Source organism: Streptococcus pseudopneumoniae (genome assembly GCF_001072375.1).
GTDB lineage: Bacteria > Bacillota > Bacilli > Lactobacillales > Streptococcaceae > Streptococcus > Streptococcus pseudopneumoniae_L.
Genome location: NZ_JVKV01000088.1, coordinates 1 through 1,558, shown reverse-complemented (window position 1 = coordinate 1,558; position 1,558 = coordinate 1). Strand labels below are relative to the sequence as shown.

At 37.9% G+C, this 1,558-nt stretch carries 1 protein-coding gene; it reads left to right on the top strand.

The genetic code is table 11. From position 1 onward, the window contains the following. A partial coding sequence (locus ADH31_RS07095; protein ID WP_049509806.1) for a Spy0128 family protein occupies nucleotides 1–1,558 on the top strand: 1,558 nt, incomplete at both ends.

The following is a 1,558-nucleotide window of genomic DNA, read 5'->3' as shown; positions in this document are numbered from 1 at the left end:
ATTCAATGAATGCAGAAGTAACCGTAACAGTTACGAAAGATGCTTCAACTGGCCTCCTGAATGCAGCAGTTACGATGCCGGATGATACTGAGTTCAATAACTACCATGTAGCTCCAGTCGTTGCAAGATTTGACTTTACTAAGAAATTAGCAGGTCGTGAACTTAAAGATGGCGAATTTAGCTTTGTTCTTAAAGATTCAACTGGTCAAACTCTTGAAACAGTAACAAATAAAGCTGACGGAACTGTAACATTCTCTGAATTATCATTTGATAATACTAAAGTTGGAACTCATACTTATACAGTAGAAGAAGTTATCCCATCTACTAAAGAGCTTGGTATGACTTATGATACTATGAAAGCAACAGTCACAGTTGAAGTTGCTAAGAATGGTCACACCTTGACTACTGTAACAAACGTAACATCAACTGGCGGTGTCAATGCTGATGGAACATCAACTGAAGGAACTGATGATAAAGAATTCAACAACAAGATCACTCCTCCTGAAACACCTGAATTCCAGCCTGAAAAATTTGTTCTTAATAAAGAGAAATTTGACATTACAGGAACAAAACTTGTAGACGATGATGATGAATTGGCTGATGAGTACACTGCTACAAATGCTAACCCATACGCAGATGGAACTTCAAACAACGAAGCAGAAAACATCAATACCAAGACTGTTGAACGTGGTGATAAACTAGTTTACCAAGTATGGTTGGATACGAAAAACTTCACTGATAAAAATAACATCCAATCTGTTGGAATCTCTGATACCTATGATGCAGAAAAATTAACTGTTAATGCTGCTGATATTAAAGCTTATGACAGTGAAAGTGGAGATGACGTAACTGATAAGTTTGACATCAAAGTTGAAAATGGTGTCATTACAGCAACATCTAAGACTTCTGTAAACAAATCATTGGGTGATGCGGATAATACACAAGTTATCGATACAACTAAATTTGCATTTGGTCGCTACTATAAATTTGATATCCCAGCAACTGTTAAAGATGACGTTGCGGGTGGAGTGGACATCGAAAATAAAGCCAACCAAATCGTTCATGTTTATAATCCAGTAAGCAAATCTGTTGAAAAACCAGAAAAACCAACTCAAAAACGTGTAAACTCTGTACCAATCACTGCAGAATTCAACTTCACAAAACGTTTGGAAGGTCGTGAGCTTAAAGCTGGCGAATTTACATTCGAGTTGAAAGACAGCGACAATATTGTGATTGCGACTGCAACCAACGATGCAGATGGTAAGATTAAATTTTCTCCGGTAGAGTACACAAATAAAGCTGGTGAAAAAGTCACTGCCCTTAAATACAAGAAGGGTCAAGAAGGTACTTACACTTACTCTGTAACAGAGGTGAAAGGTACAGACGCAACTGTCACTTACGATACTATGAAGGCAGAAGTAACTGTAACAGTATCTCATGACGGTACAGCTAAAGCATTGCTTGCTAACGTAACTGAACCAGCTGACAAAGAGTTCAACAACGTTGTAACTCCACCAGAAGAGCCTAAGTTCCAACCAGAGAAATACGTTGTTTCTGA